Source organism: Streptomyces sp. CC228A, assembly GCF_021390935.1.
GTDB lineage: Bacteria > Actinomycetota > Actinomycetes > Streptomycetales > Streptomycetaceae > Streptomyces.
In genome coordinates this window covers 365,068-384,521 of sequence record NZ_JAJPUI010000003.1, presented here as the reverse complement: position 1 = coordinate 384,521, position 19,454 = coordinate 365,068, and the positions used below count along the sequence as shown (strand labels likewise).

Annotated in this window: 9 protein-coding genes and 3 pseudogenes; all 12 read left to right on the top strand. The window is 74.5% G+C overall.

Annotated features, from left to right (window positions below; translation table 11 throughout):
- The first annotated feature begins 53 nt into the window (after positions 1-53).
- The 12 genes and pseudogenes from L6E17_RS11600 to L6E17_RS11545 all read left to right on the top strand — a co-directional run bounded on the left by L6E17_RS11600 (position 54) and on the right by L6E17_RS11545 (position 19,376).
- Positions 54-1,979 (top strand): TIGR03960 family B12-binding radical SAM protein, encoded by a 1,926-nt coding sequence (locus tag L6E17_RS11600; RefSeq protein WP_236240682.1) that lies wholly within the window; start codon positions 54-56, stop codon positions 1,977-1,979.
- A 520-nt stretch (positions 1,980-2,499) separates the two neighbouring features.
- A complete protein-coding gene (locus tag L6E17_RS11595; RefSeq protein WP_236240681.1) occupies positions 2,500-3,672 on the top strand; it encodes a peptidoglycan bridge formation glycyltransferase FemA/FemB family protein in 1,173 nt (390 codons plus the stop codon).
- A 392-nt stretch (positions 3,673-4,064) separates the two neighbouring features.
- A pseudogene (gene murJ, locus L6E17_RS11590) lies at positions 4,065-5,668 on the top strand (murein biosynthesis integral membrane protein MurJ).
- A 50-nt stretch (positions 5,669-5,718) separates the two neighbouring features.
- Positions 5,719-6,402 (top strand): response regulator transcription factor, encoded by a 684-nt coding sequence (locus tag L6E17_RS11585; protein ID WP_236240680.1) that lies wholly within the window; start codon positions 5,719-5,721, stop codon positions 6,400-6,402.
- Positions 6,399-7,893, top strand: a pseudogene (locus tag L6E17_RS11580) (ATP-binding protein). Before L6E17_RS11585 ends, L6E17_RS11580 begins: the two are co-directional and overlap by 4 nt.
- Entirely contained in the window at positions 7,890-8,483 is a 594-nt protein-coding gene (locus L6E17_RS11575) for a hypothetical protein (RefSeq protein WP_236240679.1), read from the top strand. The pseudogene L6E17_RS11580 and the gene L6E17_RS11575 overlap by 4 nt, the downstream one beginning before the upstream one ends.
- A gap of 414 nt (positions 8,484-8,897) precedes the next feature.
- Positions 8,898-9,680 carry a TIGR03936 family radical SAM-associated protein gene (locus L6E17_RS11570; protein ID WP_236240678.1) on the top strand — a complete coding sequence of 261 codons (783 nt, stop codon included), beginning with the start codon at positions 8,898-8,900 and terminating at the stop codon, positions 9,678-9,680.
- 231 nt (positions 9,681-9,911) lie between these two features.
- Positions 9,912-13,936 (top strand): annotated as a pseudogene (locus tag L6E17_RS30480) (ribonuclease E/G).
- A 390-nt stretch (positions 13,937-14,326) separates the two neighbouring features.
- A complete protein-coding gene (locus tag L6E17_RS11560) occupies positions 14,327-15,445 on the top strand; it encodes a DegT/DnrJ/EryC1/StrS aminotransferase family protein (RefSeq protein ID WP_236240677.1) in 1,119 nt (372 codons plus the stop codon).
- Positions 15,442-16,452 carry a Gfo/Idh/MocA family oxidoreductase gene (locus L6E17_RS11555; protein ID WP_308315867.1) on the top strand — a complete coding sequence of 337 codons (1,011 nt, stop codon included), beginning with the start codon at positions 15,442-15,444 and terminating at the stop codon, positions 16,450-16,452. Before L6E17_RS11560 ends, L6E17_RS11555 begins: the two co-directional genes overlap by 4 nt.
- Before the next feature lie 18 nt (positions 16,453-16,470).
- Positions 16,471-18,096 (top strand): glycosyltransferase, encoded by a 1,626-nt coding sequence (locus tag L6E17_RS11550; RefSeq protein WP_236240676.1) that lies wholly within the window; start codon positions 16,471-16,473, stop codon positions 18,094-18,096.
- On the top strand, positions 18,093-19,376 hold the full coding sequence (locus tag L6E17_RS11545) for a nucleotide sugar dehydrogenase (protein ID WP_236240675.1): 1,284 nt from the start codon (positions 18,093-18,095) through the stop codon (positions 19,374-19,376). The genes L6E17_RS11550 and L6E17_RS11545 overlap by 4 nt, the downstream gene beginning before the upstream one ends.
- The last annotated feature ends 78 nt before the right edge of the window (positions 19,377-19,454 follow it).

Below are 19,454 nucleotides of genomic sequence, written 5' to 3'. Positions count from 1 at the left end.
CTCCGAGGGGCGTTACGCTAGAGAGTCGCCCCTGCCAGACGATGAAGGTTCCGATGTCTGCCGAGTCCGTCTTCCCACAGCTCGAAGCCCTGCTCCCGCATGTGCAGAAGCCGATCCAGTACGTCGGCGGCGAGCTCAACTCCACCGTCAAGGACTGGGACGCCTGCGACGTCCGCTGGGCCCTCATGTACCCGGACGCGTACGAGGTCGGCCTGCCCAACCAGGGCGTCATGATCCTCTACGAGGTACTCAACGAGCGCGAGGGCGTCCTCGCCGAGCGCACCTACAGCGTGTGGCCGGACCTCGAGAAGCTGATGCGCGAGCACGACGTGCCGCAGTTCACGGTGGACTCGCACCGCCCGGTCCGGGCCTTCGACGTCTTCGGCCTCAGCTTCTCCACCGAGCTCGGCTACACCAACATGCTCGCGGCGCTCGACCTCGCCGGGATCCCCCTGGAGGCCCGCGAGCGGACCGTCGACGACCCGGTGGTGCTCGCCGGCGGCCACGCCGCGTTCAACCCCGAGCCGATCGCGGACTTCATCGACGCCGCCGTCATCGGCGACGGCGAGCAGGCGGTGCTGGAGATCACCGACATCGTCCGCGCGTGGAAGGCCGAGGGCCGCCCCGGCGGCCGCGAGGAGCTGCTCTTCCGCCTCGCCCGCACGGGCGGCGTGTACGTGCCCCGCTTCTACGACGTCGAGTACCTGCCGGACGGCCGCATCGCGCGCGTCGTGCCCAACCGCTCCGGCGTGCCGTGGCGGGTGTCCAAGCACACCGTCATGGACCTGGACGAGTGGCCGTACCCGAAGCAGCCCCTCGTGCCGCTCGCGGAGACCGTCCACGAGCGCATGTCCGTCGAGATCTTCCGCGGCTGCACCCGCGGCTGCCGCTTCTGCCAGGCCGGCATGATCACGCGCCCCGTGCGGGAGCGAAGCATCACCGGCATCGGCGCGATGGTGGACAAGGGACTGAAGGCCACCGGCTTCGAGGAGGTGGGCCTGCTGTCCCTCTCCTCCGCCGACCACTCGGAGATCGGCGACATCGCCAAGGGCCTCGCCGACCGCTACACGGACGACAAGATCGGCCTGTCGCTGCCCTCCACCCGCGTCGACGCGTTCAACGTCGACCTGGCCAACGAGCTCACCCGCAACGGCCGCCGCTCCGGTCTCACCTTCGCCCCCGAGGGCGGCTCCGAGCGCATGCGCAAGGTCATCAACAAGATGGTCTCGGAGGAGGACCTGATCCGCACGGTCGCCACCGCCTACGGCAACGGCTGGCGCCAGGTGAAGCTGTACTTCATGTGCGGCCTGCCGACGGAGACCGACGACGACGTGCTGCAGATCGCGGACATGGCGGCGAACGTCATCGCCAAGGGCCGCGAGGTGTCGAAGTCCAACGACATCCGCTGCACCGTCTCCATCGGCGGTTTCGTCCCCAAGCCGCACACGCCCTTCCAGTGGGCCCCGCAGCTCTCCGCCGAGGAGACCGACGCCCGCCTGGAGAAGCTCCGCGACAAGATCCGCGGCGACAAGAAGTACGGCCGCTCCATCGGATTCCGCTACCACGACGGCAAGCCCGGCATCGTCGAGGGCCTGCTGTCCCGCGGCGACCGCCGGGTCGGCGCCGTCATCCGCGCCGTGTACGAGGACGGCGGCCGCTTCGACGGCTGGCGTGAGCACTTCTCGTACGACCGCTGGATGGAGTGCGCCGAGAAGACGCTGCCCGAGTACGGCGTGGACGTCGACTGGTACACCACCCGCGAGCGCACCTACGAGGAGGTCCTGCCCTGGGACCACCTGGACTCGGGCCTCGACAAGGACTGGCTCTGGGAGGACTGGCAGGACTCCCTCGACGAGACCGAGGTCGAGGACTGCCGCTGGACGCCGTGCTTCGACTGCGGGGTGTGCCCGCAGCTGGACACGCACATCCAGATCGGCCCCACCGGCAAGAAGCTGCTGCCGCTGACCGTCAAGCAGTAGCCGCCCGGGGTAGGCGTGAAGAGGCGTTCGGACCGTCCGGTCCGGGCGCCTCTCGGCGTTGTCGGAGCGCCGCCTTCAAGGCGGGCGCCCGCTTTCCCGGGCCGTACGAGGGCGGCCCCGCCCCGTTCCTGCCCGCCCGGACGTTCTCGCCGCGCGGTGTCACCGTCACGACCGATGGGCGGTCCCCGGCCGCGGCGCGCCCGGTGGGTCTGCCGTCGGCGGGCGGTGCGCCCGGCCCGGACGGTGCGGAACACGCGGCCAGCGGCACGAGCAGTGCCGCGACCGGTGCTGTGCGTATGGATGACCGGCCCAAGGGGCGCCCCTGTCGCGAGCAGTGGTGGTACCGGGACTGTAGGGCCGGTGAAAGCGCAGGTGGGGGCCGCTGCGGCGCTGTGACGGCGACTGGTGGGGAACGGTCATCGTCCGGTCACACACGCCGTGCGGAGCGGTCACGGACGGCTGTGAGCATCCTCGGCGTCACCCCGGGAGACCGGGCGATCCCCACAGAGAGGCTCCCCTCGTGTCAGCGCTGCTCGTGACGGCCGGCCGCGGCCGGGCAACCCCGCTCGGCCCGATCACGCCCGCCGCGTACCGCCGGTTCCTGGAGTCCCCCGAAGGTGCGGCGCTGGGCGCCGCGTTCCTGCAGTGCCCGTCCTGGGCGCACGTCAAGGAGGGCTGGCGGAGCCGGCTCGTCGGCTGGGGGCCCGACCCCGCGTCCGGGCGGCTGTCCGGGGTGGCGCTGGTGCTGCTGCGGCAGCTGCCCGGCACACGCAAGTACTTCGCCTACCTGCCGGAGGGGCCGGTCGCCGACTGGGCCGACCCCGCTGTCGACGCCTGGCTCGACCCGCTGCTGCGGTACCTGCGGGCCGAGGGCGCGTTCGCGGTACGGATCGGGCCCTCGCCCGCGTACCGCCGCTGGACCGCGGCGAGGATCAAGTCGGCGACCGGTCCCGGGCGGCGGCTCGCGGACGTCCTCGCGAGTGAGGTGGACCCGCTCGGCACCGCCGTCGCCGAGCGGCTGCGGGCGCGCGGCTGGCAGCGGTGCGGCGGTGAGGAGGACGGCGACGCGCAGCCGCGGCACGTGTTCCGGGTGCCGCTCACCGGCCGGACCCCGGACGACCTGTGGGCCGGGCTCAGCCAGGAGTGGCGGCGCAACGTACGGCGCGCGCAGAAGTCCGGGGTGGAGGTGGTCGTCGGCGGCGCGGCCGACCTGCCCGAGTTCCACCGGCTGCTGAGGATCACGGAGGAGCGGGACGGCTTCCGGCTGGGCCGGTCGCTCGCCTACTACGAGCGCCAGTACGCGGCGCTCAACGCGGAGGAGCCGGGCCGGATGACGCTGTACCTCGCCCGCCACGGCGGCGAGACGCTCGCCGCGCACACCATGGTGCGGGTGGGCCGCCGCGTCTGGTACCAGACGGGCGCGTCGGCGGACCACCGCCGCGAGGTCCGGCCCTCCAACCTTCTACAGTGGCGGATGCTGCTCGACGCCCGGGCGTTCGGCGCCGACGTCTACGACATGCGCGGGATACCCTCCACCCTCGACCCCGACGACCGCCCGTACGGGCTGCTGCGCTGGAAGCTGGGGACGGGCGGGGAGGTCGTCGAGACCCTGGGGGAGTGGGAGAGACCGTTGGACGGCACGGCCAACCACGCGCTGCACCGCGCGTTCCAGACGTACCTGGCGCGCCGGTGACGGCGGCGGACGCGCAGGGCGCGGCGCGTGCGGAAGGGGCGGCGTGTGAGCCGGCCGCGGCGCGTGCGGAAGGTGCGGCGCGGGAGTCGGGCGCGGCGCGTGCGCAGAGCGCGGCGCGTGCGTCGGGCGCGGTGGGCGTGCCCGGTGGGGCTCCCGATCCGGGTGGTACGGCCGCGCCCGCTGGTACGGCAGCGTCCGCTGGTACGGCAGCGTCTGCTGAGGCGCCCGGGTCCACCGGCCGTGCGCGGACGGCTGCGTCCGCCGTTACCACCGCGCCCGCTGGTACGGCAGCGCCCGCCGAGGCGCCCGGGTCCGCCGGGCCCGCCCGAGCCGGTGGTCCCACCCCGCAGCCCCCGCCGCGCAAGGCGTCCGTGCTGCGCAGTGGTGTCGTCATGGCCGCCGGGTCGGTCGTGTCGCGGGCGACCGGGTTCGTGCGGTCCGCCGTCGTCGCCGCCGCGATCGGCGTCGGGACGGTCGCCGACGGGTACGCCGTCGGCAACTCCCTTCCCACGATCGTGTACATGCTCCTCATGGGCGGCGCCCTCAACGCCGTGTTCGTGCCCGAGCTGGTCAAGGCCGCCAAGGAGCACGAGGACGGCGGCGCCGCCTACACCGACCGGCTGCTCACGGTGTGCGTGCTCGCCCTGCTCGTGCTCACCGCCGGCGCGGTGTGGGCGGCGCCCGCCATCGTCGACGCCTACACGGACTACCCGCCCGGGCAGACCGCGATGACGGTCGCCTTCGCCCGCTACTGCCTGCCGCAAATCTTCTTCCTCGGGCTGTTCACGCTGCTCGGGCAGGTGCTGAACACCCGCGGACGGTTCGGCGCGATGATGTGGGCGCCGGTCCTCAACAACGTCGTCGTCATCGCCGTCTTCGGCCTCTACCTCGCGGTGTTCGCCACCGGCGGCGGCACGCTGGGCGCCGCCGAGACCGCGCTGCTCGGCTGGGGGACCACGGCGGGCATCGCCGTCCAGGCCCTGGCGCTGCTGCCCGCGCTGCGCGCCGCCCGCTTCCGCTTCCGGCCCCGGTTCGACTGGCGCGGCAGCGGCCTCACCCGGCCGCTGCGCAACGCCGGCTGGCTGGTGCTGCTCGTCCTCACCAACCAGGGCGCGTACTGGGTCACGACCCGGCTGGCGACGGCGGCGGGCCTGCGCGCGGAGGCCGCCGGCGTCGACGGAGGCGCCGGGTTCAGCGCGTACAACCACGCCTACCTGCTGTGGGCGGTACCGCACGGGATCATCACGGTGTCGCTGATGACGGCGCTGCTGCCGCGGATGAGCGCGGCCGCCGCCGACGGGGACACCGCCGCCGTGCGGCACGACGTGTCGTACGGGCTGCGCACCACCGCCGCCGCCGTCGTCCCGGCGGCCTGCGCGCTGTTCGCCCTCGCCCAGCCGCTGATGGCGCTCGTCTTCCAGTACGGCGAGACGGACGCGGAGGCCGTCGCCGTCATGGCGGGCACGCTCATGGCGTTCGCACCCGGCCTGATCGCCTTCAGCGGGCAGTACGTCCTGTCCCGCACGTTCTACGCGCTGTCCGACACCCGCACCCCGTTCCTGCTGAACCTGGTGATCGCGGGCCTCACCGCCGGCCTGTCGGCGGCGGCCTACGTCCTGCTGCCCGCCCGCTGGGTGGTGACCGGCATCGCCGGCGGGTACTCGCTGGCGCTGTGGGCGGGCTGGGCCGTGACCGCGCTGGTCCTGCGCCGCCGCTCGCGGCGCGGGGCGCCCGACCGGGCCCGGCCGCCGCCCGGCGCACCCCCGCGGGCGCCCTCGCGGCGCAGGCCCGGCTGCTGGCCGCCGCCGTGCCCGCGACGGCCCTCGGGCACGGCGCCGCCGACTGGGCCCGGCCCGGCGGGGCCGCGGCCGCTGCCGCGACGGGGGCCGCGGCGATCGCCTGCGTGTTCCTCGTGCTGGCCCGGCCGCTGCGGCTGGACGGGATCGACGCCCTGGTCACCGGGGCCGCCGCGCGGCTGCGCCGCCGGGCACCATGAGCGCCGCCCCGCACCCGACCGCCGCCCCCGACCCTCTGGATACTGTGCCCATGCCTCGTGTACTGCTCATCGAAGACGACCCGTCCGTGCGCGAGGGCGTGGAGCTCGGCCTGCGCCGCCGCGGCCACGAGGTGCGCACCGCGGCCACCGGGGAGGCCGGGCTCGCCGCGCTGCGCGAGTTCCGCCCCGACCTGCTGCTCCTCGACCTGATGCTGCCGGGCATGAACGGCGTGCAGGTCTGCCGCCGGGTACGGGACGACAGCCAGCTGCCGATCATCATGCTCACCGCCCGCGGCGACGACTTCGACATGGTGGTGGGCCTCGAGGCGGGCGCGGACGACTACATCGTCAAACCCGCCCGCATCGAGGTGATCGAGGCCCGCATCCGGGCCGTGCTGCGCCGGATCGAGGAACCGGGCGGCGGGCGGCCCGCCGTCGAGTTCCACGGCGGGCTCGCCATCGACCGGGCGGGGCTCACCGTCACCAAGGACGGCGAGCGCCTCGCCCTCGCGCCGTCCGAGATGAAGCTGCTCCTGCACCTGTCCGCCGCGCCGGAGCAGGTGTTCAGCCGCCAGCAGCTGCTGGAGCACGTGTGGGAGCACAGCTACCACGGCGACTCCCGGCTCGTGGACGCCTGCGTGCGGCGGCTGCGGAACAAGGTGGAGGACGTGCCGGGCAGCCCCCGCTACATACAGACCCTGCGGGGCTTCGGCTACCGCTTCGGGCCGCTGTGAGGCTCCGCCCCGCGCGGCGGCGCCCGGCCCCCGGCGAGCGCCGCCGCCCGTTCGGCCTGCGCACCCGCCTCGTCCTGGCGTTCCTGCTGGTGGCCGCCGTCAGCGCGGCCACGACCGCCGCGCTCACCTTCCGCGAGGCCCGCAACGCGGTCCTCGGCACGGCGCAGGACACGGCGGTGTCCTCCTTCCGCTCCCAGGTGCGCGACCTCGACGTCGTCCTCTTCCAGCACCGCGACCTCGACGACAAGCGGAGCATGCTGCGGGCCCTCGCCCGCTCCGGCAAGCCGCGCCCGTGGTACGTGTACGCGGAGTACGGCTCGCTGCGCGTGTCGTCCGCGACCAGCCCCACGTCCACGGTGATCACGCCCGAACTGCGCCGCAGGGCCCACACGACGCTGCACGGCAGCTTCGAGCGGGTCGTCAAGGACGGGGTGCCGTACCTGACCATCGGCATGCCGGTCGCCTTCGAGGCCGGGGGAGGCAGGACCCTGCCGTCCGGGGTCGTCCTCTTCGCGGTGATGCCGATGCCGGAGGAGCAGGCGAACGTGGAGGCGCTCCTCGCCGCCGCGCGGGACGGCGCGCTGCCGGGCCTCGCCATCGCCCTGGTGCCCGCGCTGGTCGCGGCGCGCAGTGTGCTGCGCCCGGTGCGCGACCTGCGCGAGGCCGCCCGGTCCATGGGCAGCGGCCGCCTCGACACCCGGATCCCGGTGCGGGGCAGTGACGAACTGGCCGACCTGGCAGCGACGTTCAACGCGTCCGCGGGCGAACTGGAGCGGTCCGTGGGCGAACTGCGCCGGGCGGAGGCGCGCGCCCGCCGCTTCGCCTCCGACGTCTCGCACGAACTGCGCACCCCGCTCGCCGGGATGCTCGCCGTCACCGAGGTCCTCGACGAGGACGCCGACCGCCTCGACCCCGACACCGCGCGGGCGGTGCGCCTGATCAGCGCGGAGACCGGCAAGCTCGCGGTGCTCGTGGAGGACCTGATGGAGATCTCCCGGTTCGACGCGCGCGCCGCCGAACTCAACACCGACGAGGTCGACGTGGCCCAGACCGTACGCAAGACGCTGGAGCAGCGGCACTGGACCGGGCAGGTCGGCGCCGACCTGCCGGACGGCATCCGCGCCCGGCTCGACCCGCGCCGCCTCGATGTGGTGGTCGCCAACCTGGTGGGCAACGCGCTGCGGCACGGCGGCGCGCCGGTGGCCGTGCGGCTGCGTTCCGCCACGGGCGCGGACGGGGAGGGGGCTGGTCATCGAGGTGTCGGACCGGGGGCCCGGCATCCGGCCGGACGCGCTGCCGCACATCTTCGACCGCTTCTACAAGGCCGACGCGGCCCGCACCCGCTCGGCCGGCAGCGGCCTGGGACTCGCCATCGCCCTGGAGAACGTACGCCTGCACGGCGGCACCCTCCGCGCCGCGAACGGCCCCGGCGGGACCGGCGCCGTGTTCACGGTGGAGCTGCCGCTGCAGCCGGGGGAGGCGCCGGCATGAGGCGGGTCGCAGCGGCGCTGCTCGCCGGGTGCGCCGCGCTGTGGCTCGGCGGGTGCGACGTCCCGGAGACGGACGTCATCGACGCGGGGGGCCCCGCGGCCGTCAAGGTGGTCCCCCGCCCGACCACCGGGCTGTTCGTCTTCCTCCGGTCGCCGTCCGGGCGGTTGGCACCGTCGATCCGCTACCAGGACGCGGCCACCGACCTGACCGACGAGTCGGGGGTGTCGACGGCGGCGTCCTGGATGGTCGCGACCCTCTTCGCGGGGCCGCTGCCGCACGAACGGGAGGCCGGACTCACCGACGGCCTGCCCGAGCTGCCGTTCGAGGGCGTCGCCCGGACGGAGCCGCTGCCGGGCGGCGGGGTGGAGGTGACCCTGCCGATCGCGCTCGCCGGCCTCGACGACCTGGCGGTACGGCAGCTCGTGTGCACGATCGCCTTCGCCGAGGACACCGAGGGCCGCACACCGGTACGCCTGCGGGGGACCGACACCGCCCTGGCGCAGACCGCCTGCGACGCGGACCTCGACCTCGGCGCCCTCCCCGAGCCGGTCCCGCCCCCCACCGCCGCAAGCACCCCGCCGGGACGCTGAGGGCGGGGCGGGCAGGGGCGCACCGGGAGCAGGGGCGCGGTACGGGACCGCCCGTCCGGCGCCCTCCGCCCGCGCGGCGCAACCCCACCGGGTGTACGTCCCGCGCCGTTCCCGCCGCGGCCGGGAGGGGCCCGGCGGCAGGCCCCGCGGGGCGCCGGCGGCGCCGGCGGGCGGGGCAGCGGGGCGCGGCCGCCCGGGGAGGGCGCGGCCGCGGCGCGTACCCTGGGGGTGAAACGACCGCTTCCGGCGTGGCGCCCGCCCCCGAGGCCTCCCCGCACAGCGGGGACGGCCCGGGCAGGCCCCCCGGGAGGTCCGCCCGCACCCCGTGGGCGGAGCGTCACCGCGCCCGCCCCGCACCGAGGAGAAGAACCACTGGGCAAGCGACAGCCCGTAGGCCCGCCGCCCGCACCGGCGGTGCAGCGCATCCGACTGCGCTACACCAAGCGCGGCCGCCTCCGGTTCACCAGCCACCGCGACTTCCAGCGCGCGTTCGAGCGTGCGCTGCGGCGCGCCGAGGTGCCCATGGCGTACTCGGCGGGCTTCACCCCGCACCCCAAGGTCTCGTACGCGAACGCCGCCCCCACCGGGACCGGTTCCGAGGCCGAGTACCTGGAGATCGCGCTCACCGAGGCCCGCGACCCCGAGGCGCTGCGCGCCCTGCTCGACGAGTCCCTGCCGGACGGGCTCGACGTGGTCGACGCCGTGGAGGCCCGCACCTCCGGGCTCGCCGACCGGCTCACCGCCTCCGTGTGGGAGCTGCGGCTCGACGGGGTGGACCCCGCCGTCGCCGAGCGCGCCGTCGCCGCGTTCCTCGCCGCCGGCACCGTCGACGTGCAGCGGATGACGAAGAACGGGCTGAGGACCTTCGACGCCCGGGCCGCCGTGGCGGGGCTCGAAGCCGTTTCCGGTCGGGCTGATAGGCCCGCGGACCGGCCCTGTGCGATACTGCGGCTGGTTGTTCGGCACGTGACACCTGCCGTCCGACCCGACGACGTCCTGTCCGGTCTCCGAGCTGTGGCCGACCTGGCGCCGCCGGTCCCCGCAGCGGTGACCAGGCTGGCGCAGGGGCTCTTCGACGAGGAGTCCGGCACGGTGACCGACCCGCTCGCGCCCGACCGCGAGGCAGTCACGGCCGCCCTTTCCAAGGCCGCCGGAACCGCTGTCGCGACGGCGCCGGAAGGTGCAGGTTCCGCGTAGGAGCGGTCGTCGAACGCGGCCCTGGCACTCGGGAGCCACCTGGGTCGGGCCGCGTGCAGACAGAAGACTTTCGCCAGGCCGTCCGCAGAAGGCGTACGGAACCGGCGAGCCAGACACAGAGCTCCCGTGCGGCGCCCGCGCCCCGGACGACGGCCACCGCGCACCGCGCGACGCGACCGCCGGACCGGACCACGACGCGGCGCCCGGGAGCGTGACGGGAGAACCGCCCGCATGCTCGAAACGAACGAAGCCGGCACCGCCGGCCCCGACGAGACGAACAACGACACGCCCAGCGACACGCTGCCCCCGCGCCGCCGCCGCAGGGCCGCCTCGCGCCCCGCAGGCCCGCCGGCCGCCTCGTCCGCCGCGGAAACGGTGGCCGAGACCGTCGTCGTGTCCGCCGCGGACTCCGGCGCCCCCGCGGCCGAGGCCGAAGCGGCCCCCGCCGCCGAGCCCGCCCCGGCCCGTACGCGCCGCCGCGCCACCCGCAAGACGGCCGCGCCCGCCGCCGAGGGCGCGCAGGCGGAAGCCGTCGTGGAGGCGCCCGCCGAGGCCGCCGAGGCTCCGGCGGAGGCCGCGCCGCCTGCCCGTACGCGTCGCCGCGCGACCCGCAAGACCACCGCGCCCGCCGCCGCACAGGAGCCGGCCGCCGCGCCCGCCGCCGCCGACGCCGCGCCCGCGGAGCAGCCGCCGCCGAAGCGGCCCCCGCCGCCGAGCCCGCCCCCGCCCGTACGCGTCGCCGCGCGACCCGCAAGACGGCCGCGCCCGCCGCCGAGGGCGCGCAGGCGGAAGCCGTCGTGGAGGCGCCCGCCGAGGCCGCCGCTCCGGAGGCCGCCGAGGCTCCGGCGGAGGCCGCGCCGCCTGCCCGTACGCGTCGCCGCGCGACCCGCAAGACCACCGCGCCCGCCGCCGCCCCCGCGGAGGCCAAGGAGGACGAGGAGGCCGCCGCCGAGGGAGGCGAGAGCCTGCCCGCCGACACGGTCGCGCAGATCACCACCGGTACCGCCGGAGCCGACGTCGCCGCGGCCGAGCAGGCCGCCACCCGCGGCCGCACCCGCCGCCGGGTGTCCACGCCGCAGTTCACCACCGAGGCGGAGAAGGGCTCGGAGTCGGACCGCTCCCGCCGCGCCGCGCGGCCCGCCGTGCCGGTGTTCCAGGCGCCCGTCTTCACCGAGCCGATGTTCCAGACGCCCGAGACGGCCGCTGCCGCCGCCGCTGCCGAGGCGGCCGCCGCCGAGTCCGCCGAGGAGGACACCGAGGCCGAGGTCGAGGCCGAGACGGTCGTCGCCGAGCCCGCGGCCGAGCGGCCCGAGACCGGCCGCCGCCGCCGTCGCCGCCGCGGGGAGGCCGCCGAGCCCGCCCGCGCCGCCGAGCCCGTAGCCGCCGAGGACGAGCCCGGCACCGAGGCCGAGGCCGAGGCGGACGCCGAGGAGGCCGAAGCGGAGGCCGGGGACTTCGACGAGCGCCCGTCGCGCCGCCGCCGCCGCGGTGGCCGTCGCCGTCGCCGCGGTGAGGCCGCCGACGCCGAGGACGCCGAGGACACCGCCGACGGCGCGGAGGGCCAGGAGCAGGAGTACGACGCGGACGAGGCCGAGGAGGACGAGCAGGAGGAGACCGCCGAGGGCGAGTCCACCCCCGCCGCCGCCGGCACCAGCAGCTCCCGTCGCCGTCGCCGCCGCCGTCGCCGCAGCGGCGAGCCCGCCGGCGAGGGCGAGGCCCCGGAGGAGGACGGCGTCCGCACCGTCGTCAAGGTGCGCGAGCCCCGCCCCGCCCGGGACAGGAGCACCGAGCCCTCCGACGAGGTCCAGTCCATCAAGGGCTCCACCCGCCTGGAGGCCAAGAAGCAGCGCCGCCGCGAGGGCCGCGAGCAGGGCCGCCGCCGGGTCCCGATCATCACCGAGGCGGAGTTCCTGGCCCGCCGCGAGGCCGTCGAGCGCGTCATGGTCGTCCGCCAGAACGGCGACCGCACCCAGATCGGCGTCCTGGAAGACAACGTGCTCGTCGAGCACTACGTCAACAAGGAGCAGACCACCTCCTACGTCGGCAACGTCTACCTGGGCAAGGTCCAGAACGTCCTGCCGTCCATGGAGGCCGCCTTCGTCGACATCGGCAAGGGCCGCAACGCCGTCCTGTACGCCGGCGAGGTGAACTTCGAGGCGCTCGGCCTCGCCAACGGCCCGCGCCGTATCGAGAGCGCCCTGAAGTCCGGGCAGCCCGTCCTCGTCCAGGTGACGAAGGACCCCATCGGCCACAAGGGCGCCCGCCTCACCAGCCAGGTGTCCCTGCCGGGCCGCTACCTCGTGTACGTGCCCGAGGGCTCCATGACCGGCATCAGCCGCAAGCTGCCCGACACCGAGCGCGCCCGGCTGAAGACCATCCTCAAGAAGATCGTCCCCGAGGACGCGGGCGTCATCGTCCGCACCGCCGCCGAGGGCGCGAGCGAGGACGAGCTGCGCCGCGACGTCGAGCGTCTGCAGGCGCAGTGGGAGGACATCCAGAAGAAGGCCAAGAACGGCAACGCGCCGACGCTGCTGTACGGCGAGCCCGACATGACGGTCCGCGTCGTCCGCGACATCTTCAACGAGGACTTCTCGAAGGTCATCGTCAGCGGCGACGAGGCGTGGGAGACCATCCACGGGTACGTGTCGCACGTCGCGCCCGATCTGGCCGACCGGCTGCAGCGCTGGACGTCCGAGGTCGACGTCTTCGCCACGTACCGGATCGACGAGCAGCTCATGAAGGCGCTGGACCGCAAGGTCTGGCTGCCGTCCGGCGGCTCGCTGGTGATCGACAAGACCGAGGCGATGGTCGTCGTCGACGTCAACACCGGCAAGTTCACCGGCCAGGGCGGCAACCTGGAGGAGACCGTCACCAGGAACAACCTGGAGGCGGCCGAGGAGATCGTGCGCCAGCTCCGGCTGCGCGACCTGGGCGGCATCGTCGTCATCGACTTCATCGACATGGTGCTGGAGTCCAACCGGGACCTGGTGCTGCGGCGGCTGCTGGAGTGCCTGGGCCGGGACCGGACCAAGCACCAGGTCGCGGAGGTCACGTCGCTGGGCCTGGTCCAGATGACCCGCAAGCGGGTCGGCCAGGGCCTGCTGGAGTCGTTCTCCGAGACCTGCGTCCACTGCAACGGCCGCGGCGTCATCGTCCACATGGAGCAGCCGACCACGGCCGGCGGCGGTGGCGGTGGCGGCAAGCGGGCGCGCAAGCGCGGCCGCGGCGGCGCCGAGCAGCCCGAGGCCGCGGTGGAGGCGCCGGTGGCGGAGGCCGAGCCGGCCGCACCTGCGGTGGCGCCCGAGCCCCCGCGGAGTTCGCCCCGGACGAGGAGCTGTACTCCAGCGCCGCGGAGGCCGAGGCCGCCGTCGCGCGCGGCCGAGGCCGCCGCCGTGCCCGCCGCGCGGCCGCCCCGCGGGTGCGCCGAAGCCGTTCGCCGAGCCCGCGCCCGCCGTGGAGCCGGCACCGGAGCCCCGGCCCGCCGCCCAGGCGGAGCCCGCCCCGAGGCGCCGGCCGCCCCCGAGGCGGAGGCCGCGGCGCCGGTGGTGGAGACACCGCTGACCGCCGAGACGCCCGTGGTGCCCGAGGCGCCCGTGGTGCCCGCGTCCGAGGCGCCGGCCGCCGAGGAGGCGCCGCGCGGCCGCGCCCGTCGCCGCGCGACCCGCAAGGCCACCGCTCCGGCGGGGTCCCCGAAGGCGGCCGAAGCCGTCGTCGAGCCCGTCGTGACCGCCCCGCGGCCGGAGCCCGCCGCCGAGCCGGAGCCTGAGGCCCCGGCCGCCGAGGCGCCCGCAGCCGTGGAGGAGCCCGCCCCCGCGGCGGCCCCGGCACGGCCGCGCCGCCGCGTGGTCCGCAAGGTGACCGCCCCGGCCGGCTCCCCGTCGGGCGCCGAGGAGGCCGCGGTCGTCGTGATGCCCCGCACCGCGGCGCCCGCCGAGGACTCCGCGCCGGAGGCCCCCGAGGCCGAGGCCCCGGCCAAGAAGGCGACGGCCCGCAAGGCCCCCGCCAAGAAGACCGCGGCGAAGAAGGCGGCAGTGGCGAAGACCACGGCCAAGAAGGCCGCGGCCGAGAAGACCGCGGCGAAGAAGACGACCGCGAAGAAGGCCACCACCAAGAAGGCCGCGGCGTCGACGACCACCGCCAAGAAGACCGCTGCCAAGAAGGCGCCCGCGAAGAAGGCGCCCGCCAAGAAGGCCGCGGCGAAGAAGGCCGCCCCGGCCGGGGCGGCCGACACGGGGACCGCGGCCGCGGAGGACTGAGGGGCCGGTAGGGTGGCCCACCCGGAACCGGCCGTGCCCGCGAGGGTGCTGCCGGGGTGATCCGGTCCCGTTTGCGCAACCGTCCGTGTCCCGCTGCTGATTGTCCGGCGGCGGGACACGGGCATTGTTTCGGAATCGAATCATCCAGGGCCTTAACCGTCCGGAATTGGGCGGAGTCGTACCTGATAATGTGACGCCCGTCGACTCCGAGACGCAGCACCCACGGGCGCAGGCGAACGGTGGCCGACTCGGTTCCGGGCCGGACCCGTCCCAGCCCTGAGCGGCCGGGGCGTCGGCATCGCGCCGTTGGGGTTCACTGGGCGCCCGACAACGTCCGCACACCCCGGACCCCTTCACATGGAGTTCTTACGGTGTCCAAGGAGGACGCACATGCCGAGCGTCAACGAGCAGCCCATCGCGGCTGCCCGTCCGGTGATCGCTGAAGAGGAGATCGAGGCCGCGGTACGCGTACTGCGCAGCGGTCGCGTCGTACAGGGCCCCGAGGTGGCCGCGTTCGAGGAGGAGTTCTCCGGACTGGTCGACGGGCGCCACTGCGTGGCCGTCAACTCCGGCACGTCCGCCCTGCACCTGCTGCTGATGGCCCTGGGCATCGGCCCGGGCGACGAGGTCATCGTGCCCTCGTTCTCCTTCGCGGCCTCCGGCAACGCCGTACGCCTCGTCGGCGCGGACGTCGTCTTCGCCGACATCGAGCCGGGCACGTTCTGCCTGGACCCGGCGGCAGTCGAGGCCGCCATCACCCCGCGCACGGCCGCCATCATGCCGGTCCACCTGTACGGCCACCCGGCCGCGATGGACAAGATCATGGCCATCGCGGACAAGCACAAGCTGGCCGTCGTCGAGGACGCCTGCCAGGCCCACGCCGCGGCGCTCCACGGCACTCCGGTCGGCGCGTTCGGCTCGGGCGGCACCTTCAGCTTCTACCCGACGAAGAACATGCACTCCCTCGAGGGCGGCATGATCACCACGGCGGACGCCGAGACCGCCCGCACCCTGCGCCTGCTGCGCAACCAGGGCATGGAGCAGCGCTACGCCAACGAGATCGTCGGCGCCAACGTGCGGATGACCGACGTCTCCGCAGCCATCGGCCGCGTCCAGCTGGGCAAGCTGCCCGCGTGGACCGAGCAGCGCATCGCCAACGCCGCGTACCTGTCGGAGCACATCACCGCGCCCGCCGTCGTGACGCCCGTCGTCGCGGAAGGCGCGCGCCACATCTACCACCAGTACACGGTCCGGATCCGCGGCGACCGCGACGCCGCCATGGCCAAGCTCACCGAGGCCGGGGTCGGCAACGCCGTGTACTACCCGACGCCGATCCACCGCCTGAAGCCCTACTGGGAGCCGGACCAGAAGGCCGGGCGCACCTGGGACCTGCCCGAGACGGACAAGGCCGCCGCTGAGGTCGTCTCCCTGCCGGTGCACCCCTCCCTGACCCAGGGCGAGCTGGAGCGGATCGTCACCGCCGTCAACGCGCTGGGGGAGGGCCTGTGACCGCCAAGGGAGCGCTGCGCGCCGGGCTCGTCGGCCTCGGCTCCATGGGCCGCCACCACGCCCGCGTCCTCGCCGGACTGGAGAACGTCCAGCTCGTCGGCGTCGTCGACCCGATGGGCGACAAGAACGGCTGGGCGCAGGGCGCGCCCGTCCTCGCCACCGTCGAGGAGCTCATCGCCCTCGGCGTCGACTACACCGTGGTCGCCTGCCCCACCGCCCTCCACGAGGAGGTCGGCCTGAAGCTGGCCGAGGCCGGCGTGTGCGCGCTGATCGAGAAGCCGGTCGCGGACACCGTCGAGGGCGCCCGCCGCCTGGTCGAGGCGTTCGAGTCGCGCGGGCTGGTCGCGGGCGTCGGCCACATCGAGCGCTGCAACCCGGCGCTGCGGTCCCTGCGGGCCCGCCTCGAAGCGGGCGAGCTGGGCGACGTCTACCAGGTCGTCACCCGCCGCCAGGGCCCGTTCCCGCACCGCATCGCCGACGTCGGCGTGGTCAAGGACCTCGCGACCCACGACATCGACCTCACCGGCTGGGTCACCGGCCAGACGTACACATCGATCGCCGCGCACACCGTCTCCAAGTCGGGCCGCCCCCACGAGGACATGGTGTCGGCCGTCGGCAAGCTCTCCGACGGCACGATGGCCAGCCACCTCGTGAACTGGCTGAGCCCGCTGAAGGAGCGGTTCACCTCGGTCACCGGCGAGCGGGGCTGCTTCATCGCCGACACGCTCACCGCCGACCTCACCTTCCACTCCAACGCCGCCGTCACCACGGAGTGGGAGGCCCTGCGCGCCTTCCGCGGCGTCTCGGAAGGCGACATGATCCGCTACGCCATCCCGAAGCGCGAGCCGCTGCTGGTCGAGCACGAGCTGTTCCGGGACGCCGTCCTGGGCAAGTCCGACGACATCTGCACGCTGCGGCAGGGCCTGCGCACCGTGGAGGTCGCGGCGGCGGTCCTGGAGTCGGCCGCCTCCGGCGAGACGGTCCGCATCAACGGTTCCGCCGCGTAGGCCGGGGACTGGATCGCGTTGAGCAGACCCGATGTGACCGTCGTCGTGGCGGTCTACAACACGATGCCCTACCTCACGCAGTGCCTGGACTCCCTCGTGGGGCAGAGCATAGGCAGGGACCGGCTGGAGATCGTGGCCGTCGACGACGGCTCGACCGACGACAGCGGCCGGGAGCTCGACCGGTTCGCCGAGCGGTACCCCGGCACGGTGAAGGTGATCCACCAGGCGAACTCGGGCGGCCCGGCGGCACCCAGCAACCGGGCCCTCGACGTCGCCACCGGCCGGTACGTGTACTTCATCGGCTCCGACGACTACCTCGGCGAGGAGGCGCTGGAGCGGATGGTGGCCTGCGCCGACGCGCACGGCTCGGACGTGGTCGTCGGCAAGATGGTCGGCACCAACGGCCGCTACGTGCACCAGGCGCTGTACAAGGCCGACGACCCCGACGTCAGCCTCTACGACTCGGCGCTGCCGTTCACGCTGGCCAACACCAAGCTGTTCCGGCGGGACCTCGTCGAGCAGCACAAGCTGCGCTTCCCCGAGGACATGCCGGTCGGCTCCGACCAGCCCTTCACCATCGAGGCGTGCGTCCGGGCCCGGAAGATCTCGGTCCTCGCGGACTACACGTACTACTACGCGGTCAAGCGCGGGGACGCCTCGAACATCACCTACCGCGCCGACCACCTGTCCCGGCTGCGATGCACCGCGCGCATCATGGAGCACACGGCCGGGCTCATCGAGGCGGGCGCGAAGCGCGACCACGTCCTGCGGCGCCACTTCACCTGGGAGCTCGCCAAGCTGGTCCAGGACGACTTCCCGCTCCTGGACGAGGCGACCCGCACCGAGGTCTGCGCCGGCATCGCCGCACTCGCCGACCGCTACTTCACCGAGGCGCTGCGCGATTCCATGGACGTCAAGCGGCGCGTCCGGATCGCCCTCGCCCAGCGGGGCGCCGTCGACCACCTCGTGCGGGCCATCTCGGAGGAGGCGGCCCACGGGGCGCCTCCGCTGCTGCTGGAGGACGGCCGCGCCTACGTGCGGTACCCCGGGTTCCGCGACCCGGCGCTCGGGCTGCCCGACCGGCTCTTCGAAGTGATCGGCGAAGCGGTGCCCAGGCAGCTCGCGGACGGCACGCGCCTGCAGCAGGCCGAGTGGCTCCAGAACGGCGACGACCTCTCCGCACGCCTCGTCATCCGCGTCCCGGTGTCCGGCGACGGGGCGGGCTCCGCGTCGGTGCGGCTCGCCACCAAGCCGCTGCCGAAGAGCGCGGACAAGCCCGGCGGCCGGAGGGTCCCGGTGGGCACCGACCTGCCGGAGGCGGTGGGGGAGACGGCTTCCGCACCGGACGGCGACGGGACGCTGCTGGAGGCGACCCTCCCGCTCCCGCCCGTGAAGGCGAAGCTCGGCGTCCGCGTCTACCTGGACGTGGCAGGCTCGACCTACGAGATCCCCGTGCCGGTCCAGGGCACGCCGCTGCCCCTGGCCCGCCGCTGGCGGGACCGCGTCCCGTACCGGATCTCCGCCAACGCCAACCCCAAGGGGCGGTTGGTCATCACCACTGCTCCGCTCTGGGAGCCCTCGTCCGGCGTGGCCCTGCGACTGCGCCGCGTCCTGTCACCCGTCAAGAGGAAACTGACCCGATGAACATCTGTGTAGTCGCGCTCGGCAAGATCGGTCTGCCGCTCGCCGTGCAGTTCGCCGACAAGGGCCACAAGGTCATCGGCGCCGACGTGAACGAGAAGGTCGTCGAGCTGGTCAACGCCGGCACCGAGCCCTTCCCCGGCGAGCACGACCTCGACGTCAAGCTCAAGAAGGCCGTCGACGCCGGTCTGCTCACCGCCACGACCGACACCGCCGCCGCCGTCGCGCAGTCGGAAGCCGTCGTGGTCGTCGTCCCGCTGTTCGTGGACGCCGACGGCGTGCCGGACTTCGGCTGGATGGACAGCGCCACCCGGGCCATCGCCCAGGGCCTCAAGCCCGGCACCCTCGTCTCGTACGAGACCACGCTTCCCGTCGGCACCACCCGCACCCGGTGGGCGCCGATGCTGGAGGAGGGCTCCGGGCTGAAGGCCGGCGAGGACTTCCACCTCGTCTTCTCGCCCGAGCGCGTGCTGACCGGCCGGGTCTTCGCCGACCTGCGCCGCTACCCCAAGCTCGTCGGCGGCGTCGATGAGGCGTCGACCCGGCGCGGCGTGGAGTTCTACGAGCAGGTCCTCGACTTCGACGAGCGCGCCGACCTGCCGCAGCCCAACGGCGTGTGGGACCTCGGCACCGCCGAGGCGTCCGAGCTGGCCAAGCTCGCCGAGACCACGTACCGCGATGTCAACATCGGCCTGGCGAACCAGTTCGCCCGGTTCGCCGACAAGAACGGCATCGACGTCAAGAAGGTCATCGAGGCCTGCAACTCGCAGCCCTACAGCCACATCCACCAGCCCGGCATCGCCGTCGGCGGCCACTGCATCCCGATCTACCCGCGGATGTACCTGTGGAACGACCCGGAGGCCACCGTCGTCCGCTCGGCCCGCGAGGCCAACGCCGCGATGCCGGACTACGCCGTCGACCTGCTGGCCGCCGCCTACGGCGACCTCAAGGACGTGCACGTGCTGGTGCTCGGCGCCGCCTACCGCGGCGGCGTCAAGGAGACCGCGTTCTCCGGCGTCTTCCCGACCGTCGAGGCCCTCAAGGCGCGCGGCGCCGTCCCGTACGTCTCGGACCCGATGTACACGGCCGAGGAGCTCACCGCGCACGGCCTCACCCCGCACCAGGGCGAGAAGGTCACCGCGGCGATCCTCCAGGCCGACCACGCCGAGTACCGGGAGCTGGCCGCCTCCGACCTGCCGGACGTCACGGTCCTGGTCGACGGCCGCCGCACCACCGACCCGGCCCGCTGGGAAGGCGTCCGCCGCGTCGTCATCGGCGGCTGAGCGACACCCCCGGGACGCCCCGGCGCCCCACCGCGACCCCTATGGCGAGGCCCTGTCAGCAACCGACGACAGGGCCTC

Coding starts and splice junctions, on each gene's coding strand:
- L6E17_RS11600 (WP_236240682.1), top strand. CDS start 54: ATGTCTGCCGAGTCCGTCTTCCCACAGCTCGAAGCCCTGCTCCCGCAT.
- L6E17_RS11585 (WP_236240680.1), top strand. CDS start 5,719: ATGCCTCGTGTACTGCTCATCGAAGACGACCCGTCCGTGCGCGAGGGC.
- L6E17_RS11575 (WP_236240679.1), top strand. CDS start 7,890: ATGAGGCGGGTCGCAGCGGCGCTGCTCGCCGGGTGCGCCGCGCTGTGG.
- L6E17_RS11560 (WP_236240677.1), top strand. CDS start 14,327: ATGCCGAGCGTCAACGAGCAGCCCATCGCGGCTGCCCGTCCGGTGATC.
- L6E17_RS11545 (WP_236240675.1), top strand. CDS start 18,093: ATGAACATCTGTGTAGTCGCGCTCGGCAAGATCGGTCTGCCGCTCGCC.